Below are 6,397 nucleotides of genomic sequence, written 5' to 3' on the forward strand. Positions count from 1 at the left end.
ACTAAACCGAATGCAATAGGTTCTTCAGTAATTTCGTGTAATTCTGCATCTGCAGGCATTGCATCAGTGATTGCTGCTTTTAATGCTTCTAAATCTACTTCTGGGCTTTCAGGCATTACTTTTAAAGTGTTAACAACTTCTCCCATAATCATTCCTCCAATAATTCTGGATAATTAATTAATACAAATTAATTTAATTAATCTGAATACAATTTGATCTTTTATACCAAATTAAACTTATGGTCCTTCAAATCCACATTCGCATTTGTAAGAGTGACCGAAAGTACGGCAACTTTCACATCTTGCGATAGGTTTACCACATTCTGGACAGTTGAATTGAACATAAGGTTCAATTAATGGTATTTCTTGTTTACAAGATTGACAGTTTACTTTTTCCATATTATCACCGAATATATTATAAATATTTTAATTTATTAATTTATAAACTTAATGATTAATCAGAATCTAAGTGGGCTGATTAAAGCAACTAATCTAAGCAACTGCTCCAAGCCATTGAACTTAAATTCATCTTAAGTTCACCTATGAATTAATAAAAAAGATGCTTATTCATTATGTATAAATGTGTATTCAAAGGAATCCTCACTATTCTCATCATTCATTATAGACAATAGTCTCTCAGGATACTCTCCATTTACAACATAACAATCCAATCCATACTCAATCAATAAAGTAGGCAACATCAAGTCAATTGATGATTCATCAAAAGTCAGTAGTTTATTTACATCAATTTCTTTGATCAATTCAGCTCCACTTAAGGATGGATCTTTTGTATATATACCATTTACATTTGTTGCTATTAAAAGCTTTGCATCCAAAAGGCTTGCAATGTATGCTGCAATTGAATCACTTGTCACATCCCATGAATGTGCAAATGGCTCATTTTCCTTAAGGATATCGGAACAAATCATAATCGGTATCTTATTCAAGCCAGAAATACTATTTGCTTCTTCTATAGTATAGCTGATTTCTGTAAATGCTAATTTATCATTCAGCAATTTAGCCAAGATGTCCATTGCATCAATAGCTGTTTCATGGGTTACATCTTGGGAGAATCCAATCTCCTTATCGTATTTTCTAATCAGATTGGCAAACTCTCCACCGCCTATAACAAACAGGCAGTTTTCACCTTCCAATGCATTTGCAAGTTCAATAGCTTTCCTTGGGAATAAACTTCCACCAATCTTAATAACCCATTCAATAATACTATCACAACTGAATGATTAATATTTGAAAAATTTAATTCTTATAAAAATATGATATTTCTAAAAATAATATTGAAAAAATGAAATTTTCAAAAAACGGAATTTTTAAAAATAAAATACTTATAAAAATAGCATTTATTAATTATTTATTTTTTACATTATATATAATTATGTTTTTTAATTATCTTTTTTCAAATTAAAAATTTCAATTTTAAAAAAATAAATTATATATAGTCATCGATATAAAAATAAACATATAAATTTTGGAGAATGATTGATGAGTCAAAATAGAATAGAATGGATTGATCTTGTAAGGGCAATAGCTATTTTAACTGTTTTGTACATTCATGCAACTGATGGAATATATATCATATCATCTGATGCAATTATGAACTATACATTGTTTTCAAGAGTATTTCAATTTGCATCCCTCTTTATTGGACGGATAGGAGTCCCATTCTTTTTGATGATAACAGGATATTTGTTGCTTGACAGGTCTTATAATGATGAAAGAGTTCGTAAATTCTGGAAGAACAATTGTAAAGGTTTGATTATAGTAACCATCATCTGGTCTGCAATATATGCAGTTACCATCCTATACGTATCTCTTTTCAGCACAAATGTCAATACAATAGAAGCGGGAAACTTATTCTTTAGCCATATGTGGTATATGCCAATGATTATTGGAATGTATCTTTCACTACCATTCGTAGCAACAGCTTTAGAGCATTTTAAACCGGAAACTATCAATCAAGCAGCAATAGTATTTTCACTTTTAGCATTCCTCTTGCCATTCATTTCATTATTGCTTGATATGGAAGGAATTAGAAATATAAATATACAATTCTGTCTTGGTTTTAGTGGTGGTATCTATGGTATTTACATTATCTTAGGATGGCTAGTTAAAAAAGGACAATTTAAAAAGTATTCTTCCAATAGCTTTAGATTACTCGCAATAGTTTCATTTTTAATAACTGTCCTCTTCCAATACTACACATATATTAGAGGATATAATTTCTTATTATGGTATGAATTCCCATTTATCTTAACTGGATCCATTGCATTGTTCGAATTATGTTCCAGAAGAGAAAAAGTAAGAGGATTCAGAGGAGTCCAATTCCTATCTAAATATTCCTTTGCAGTATTCTTAATACACAACCTATTTAGAATCCCTCTGCTTCCACTGGTTGTTTTCTTACCATTTACAGAACCGGTTAAAGCTATAATACTTTGGATTTTATTAATAATATTCAGTTACCTTGGAGCTGCTATTGTTTATAGAATCCCGCAATTCGGTAAATTTATTTTATATATGAGATAATAAGACAATTTATTATCTCATAAATTATTAAAAATTATTTTAAAAATCTATTTATTATCTCAGTAACTTATTTTAAAAAATATTTTAAAAATAGAAAATTATTCAAACTCTTTTTTAAGTTCCTTAAAAGCATTCCATGCCTCTGGAGATGGGAACAATGGATAAATATGGAACATACCCTCGCCTACAACCAAACGCGCATCCACACCATCCTCTTTTAGATTTTCATAATACTTTAAAATGTCCTTATAAAATATTTCATTATCTCCTGCAAAAATGAGTGTTCTTGGCAAATCTGAATTGTCTCCAAAGAGAGGGCTTACTCTATAGTCATTAGTATCCAATTCTCCTGCCCATGATTTTCCTATTTCCCTAAGTCCAATTTCCCCAAGAATGGAATCTGAATCATTATCATAAGGAGGATTGCCAAGTGTAATGTCAACCCATGGAGAGTATACGACTATATTATTTGGCTGAGGAAAATTAGTTTCCTTTAAATGTTGGCAGAATGATAATACAAACCCTCCACCTGCAGAATCTCCCATTAAGGAAATGGTTTGGTCTTTTGATAATTTAGAGATAATGGATTCATATAAGTCATCCATTAAGTTGAAGGTTTCATCACATGTATACTTTGGAGCCAATGGATAAACTGGAGCAAGCACATAAGCATCCAATTTTTTAGAAATGGCTAAACAGAATAAGTGGTGCTGATAGTTGATCTCATTTATAAAAGCGCCTCCATGTATAAAAACAATCACTCTTTTAGCATTTTTATCTCCAAAAGTGAATACTTGAGTTCCATTAAAGTTTATGCTCTTAAAGATACTTTTAGGAGACTTTTCATCAGCATTTAACCTTTCTTTTAATAAATCATTTATTTTCTCTTGTGAGTCCATAAAATCTGATTTTGACATCATCAAGATTTTCTCTTCAATTTTTGCAATAAATGATTTTGACATGGCATATCTCCTACAAATAAAAAATAAAAAAAAATTAATAATATTTATGTCAAATGAAATATATAAGTCAATATAGTAAATATAAAAAAAACATAAATAGGATTGAAAGCAAATTCATATTGGAAGAAATTATTGAAAAATGTTTAATGTGTCTCGGAGATAAAATGCCATTAAAACGATTGAAATACACAGTTGATTATTGCAGAGCAAATCCCATAGGCTTTTTAATAATTCTGATATTAATCGGATCTATAAATTTTTTGAACAGCTATGCCGATGCACATACAATCAAATATAAGCTCATATTTTATCCAATGGCATTTTTAGTTACTCTTTTTATGTATGGATATGGGTTGGCAATTACAAAAGACACCATAAGAAATGGGGAAAAATTGCCTATAATAAAGCTTAAGCAATGCACTGTTTTTGGTATAAAAGCATCCATTATGATAACTATCTATTCACTTATCGAAGGATTTCTTTTATATGACCTTTCAACCAGATTCTATTTGCCGGAATTTCACTTAAGATTTGCACTATCCCATTTGATTGAAACATTGAAATTATATTACTGGCATAATCCTGTAAGCACAATTGAATTTATTATTGTAAGTATTATGGTAACATATATAGTTGCATTCTTTATGGAAATTTCACTTGCAAGGCTTGCAGATGGTGGAAGATTGCTTGGTGCATTCAACATACTTTCCATTAAACGTTGCATAGATACAATAGGATGGAGACATTATACTGCAGATTATACAAAAATTTTGCTTTCAATTGCAATTTTGGCTTACCTCCAATTTGGAATTGACTTATTTGGATTCTTCAGTGAGATACTTGATTTAATCATTGGGCTTTTGATATTCACCATCGAATTCATTGGAATCGGTAAGATTTATCAAGAGTATAAGATTAAAAAAGAAAAAAAGGTTATAGAAATTGATTAGAATAATTAAAATGATTAAAATAATTAAAATAATTTAAAAAAGTTTTAAAAAGTTTAAAAAATAAAATAAGTAAAAGTTAAAGATAAGATTATAATAACTTCAAATCACCAGTTATCTTATCTAAAACATCATCTTCATCAGGACCTAATCCTAAAACAGTCACTGTAGATTTAGGCAATTGGGTTCTTCCTGCATCAGTCACCAAATAATATGCCACCCCATTTGCTCTAGCAAGTTCCCTTAAATTATAAAGATCCTGCAATGAAGGTGCCTTTAAAACCACTTTTGCATATGCCTCATTTTCCCATTTTCTGATTTTTGCCTTGTCGGCCTGTTTATAAGCACCTATAGCAGCATGGCAACATTGTGCAGCTATTTTTCCTTTTCCCATTTTGATGTCAGTTCTTACAATCATTACTTGTTTCATTTAAATCCCAATAAAATTAATTAATAAAAGCATTTTCCTATTTTTCTATATATTATTTTTATATTAAACTCAAAATTATTTAAATTTAACCAAAAAAACAACTAATAAATATTTAACAAATGTGATTTAACAGCATTACACAAAATTATTATAAACTATTAAAAACATATTATATTTATTATAAATTAATTAATCAAACTTATTATATTATTATTTTAAAGGAAACGGAGATAAAATGAGTAGAATTTCTATTTTAGACAAGGACAAGTGCCAACCTAAAAAATGTAACTATGTATGTATGCACTATTGTCCTGGCGTACGTATGGAAGAAGATACAATTGTAATTGATGAAAAGAGTAAAAAGCCTCTTATTTCAGAAGAATTATGTTCCGGATGCGGTATCTGTACCAACAGATGTCCATTTGGTGCAGTCAGTGTTATCAATTTACCTGAAGCTCTTGATGAACCTATTCACCGTTACGGCCAAAACGCATTTGAACTATTCGGTTTGCCAACCCTTAAGGATGGAACCGTTCTTGGTTTGCTTGGTCAAAACGGTATAGGTAAGTCAACAATCATGAGAATATTGTCTGGAGAGCTTATTCCTAACCTTGGAAACTATGATGAGGAAGCGACTTGGGAAAATGTAATTGAGTATTACAAAGGATCAGCATTGCAAAACTACTTCAAATTGCTTCAAGCTGGTGAAATCAAGACAATTCACAAGCCACAAATGGTGGACCAGCTTTCAAAAGTAGTGAAAGGAAATGTGAAGACCTTGCTTACCAATGTGGATGAGAGAAACAAACTGGATGAAATTGTCGATGATTTAGACCTTAAGAATGTGCTTGAAAGGGACATGCAAAACTTAAGTGGTGGGGAGCTTCAAAGAGTGGCAATTGCTGCGACAGTTCTTCGTGAAGGTGATTTCTACTACTTCGACGAACCGACCTCCTGGTTGGATGTACGTCAAAGATTGAATGCTGTAAAGGTAATTCGTTCCCTTGCTGAAGCAGGAAAATCCGTACTTGTGATTGAGCACGACTTAGCTACCTTGGATGCTATGAGTGACAATGTGCATCTTCTATACGGTGAACCTGGAGGATATGGAGTAGTAAGTGGAAATAAAGGTGTAAGAGTAGGAATCAATGCATACATCAATGGATTCTTGCAAGAGGAAAATGTAAGAATCAGAAAGCAACCTATCGAATTCAGCATCCGTCCGCCAACACCTGAAGATGATGGTGAAGTGTTGAGTGAATATAGCGACCTTAAGAAGGAATACGATGGATTCACACTTGAAGCAGAAGCAGGTAAAATCTACCATGACGAGATTGTCACTGCATTCGGTTCAAATGGTATCGGTAAGACCACCTTCGCTAAGATATTGGCGGGAGTTGAAAAGGCAACCGAAGGAGATATCTTGGAAAAAGTGGATATTGCCTACAAGCCACAATACATTGAATCTGACTTTGATGGAACCGCTCAGGAATTCCTTTATGCAAATGCTCCAAC

The 6,397-nt window shown here is 31.5% G+C and carries 7 protein-coding genes and 1 pseudogene; 3 read left to right on the forward strand and 5 right to left on the reverse strand.

The window, feature by feature from the left end:
* The 3 genes and pseudogenes from ef1B to IJI80_RS05315 form a co-directional block, all read right to left on the reverse strand.
* Positions 1 to 146 (reverse strand): annotated as a pseudogene (gene ef1B / locus IJI80_RS05305) (elongation factor 1-beta); the annotation flags it as partial.
* 90 nt (positions 147 to 236) lie between these two features.
* Positions 237 to 398 carry a zinc finger domain-containing protein gene (locus IJI80_RS05310; protein ID WP_067145415.1) on the reverse strand — a complete coding sequence of 54 codons (162 nt, stop codon included), beginning with the start codon at positions 396 to 398 and terminating at the stop codon, positions 237 to 239.
* A 164-nt stretch (positions 399 to 562) separates the two neighbouring features.
* Positions 563 to 1,219: a delta 1-pyrroline-5-carboxylate synthetase gene (locus IJI80_RS05315; protein WP_365953885.1), complete on the reverse strand. Its 657-nt coding sequence runs from the start codon at positions 1,217 to 1,219 to the stop codon at positions 563 to 565.
* A 280-nt stretch (positions 1,220 to 1,499) separates the two neighbouring features.
* On the opposite strand from IJI80_RS05315, the gene IJI80_RS05320 reads away from it, so the two are divergent.
* Complete coding sequence (locus IJI80_RS05320) at positions 1,500 to 2,543, forward strand: acyltransferase (protein WP_292788266.1); 1,044 nt, start codon at positions 1,500 to 1,502, stop codon at positions 2,541 to 2,543.
* Positions 2,544 to 2,641: 98 nt separating this feature from the next.
* Here IJI80_RS05320 and IJI80_RS05325 read toward each other — a convergent pair whose 3' ends face one another.
* Positions 2,642 to 3,505 (reverse strand): alpha/beta hydrolase, encoded by an 864-nt coding sequence (locus IJI80_RS05325; protein ID WP_292788268.1) that lies wholly within the window; start codon positions 3,503 to 3,505, stop codon positions 2,642 to 2,644.
* Between the two features lie 164 nt (positions 3,506 to 3,669).
* Between IJI80_RS05325 and IJI80_RS05330 the strand changes: the two genes are divergently transcribed.
* Positions 3,670 to 4,455: a DUF4013 domain-containing protein gene (locus tag IJI80_RS05330; RefSeq protein WP_292788269.1), complete on the forward strand. Its 786-nt coding sequence runs from the start codon at positions 3,670 to 3,672 to the stop codon at positions 4,453 to 4,455.
* Between the two features lie 88 nt (positions 4,456 to 4,543).
* On the opposite strand, the gene pth2 is transcribed toward IJI80_RS05330, so the two are convergent.
* Positions 4,544 to 4,882: an aminoacyl-tRNA hydrolase gene (gene pth2, locus IJI80_RS05335; protein WP_292788271.1), complete on the reverse strand. Its 339-nt coding sequence runs from the start codon at positions 4,880 to 4,882 to the stop codon at positions 4,544 to 4,546.
* A gap of 235 nt (positions 4,883 to 5,117) precedes the next feature.
* Here pth2 and IJI80_RS05340 point away from each other — a divergent pair.
* Positions 5,118 to 6,397, forward strand: a 1,280-nt coding sequence (locus IJI80_RS05340) for a ribosome biogenesis/translation initiation ATPase RLI (RefSeq protein WP_292788273.1), incomplete at its 3' end; no start/stop codon positions are given.

The sequence above is a fragment of the Methanobrevibacter sp. genome, assembly GCF_017432245.1.
Taxonomy (GTDB): Archaea; Methanobacteriota; Methanobacteria; order Methanobacteriales; family Methanobacteriaceae; genus Methanobrevibacter.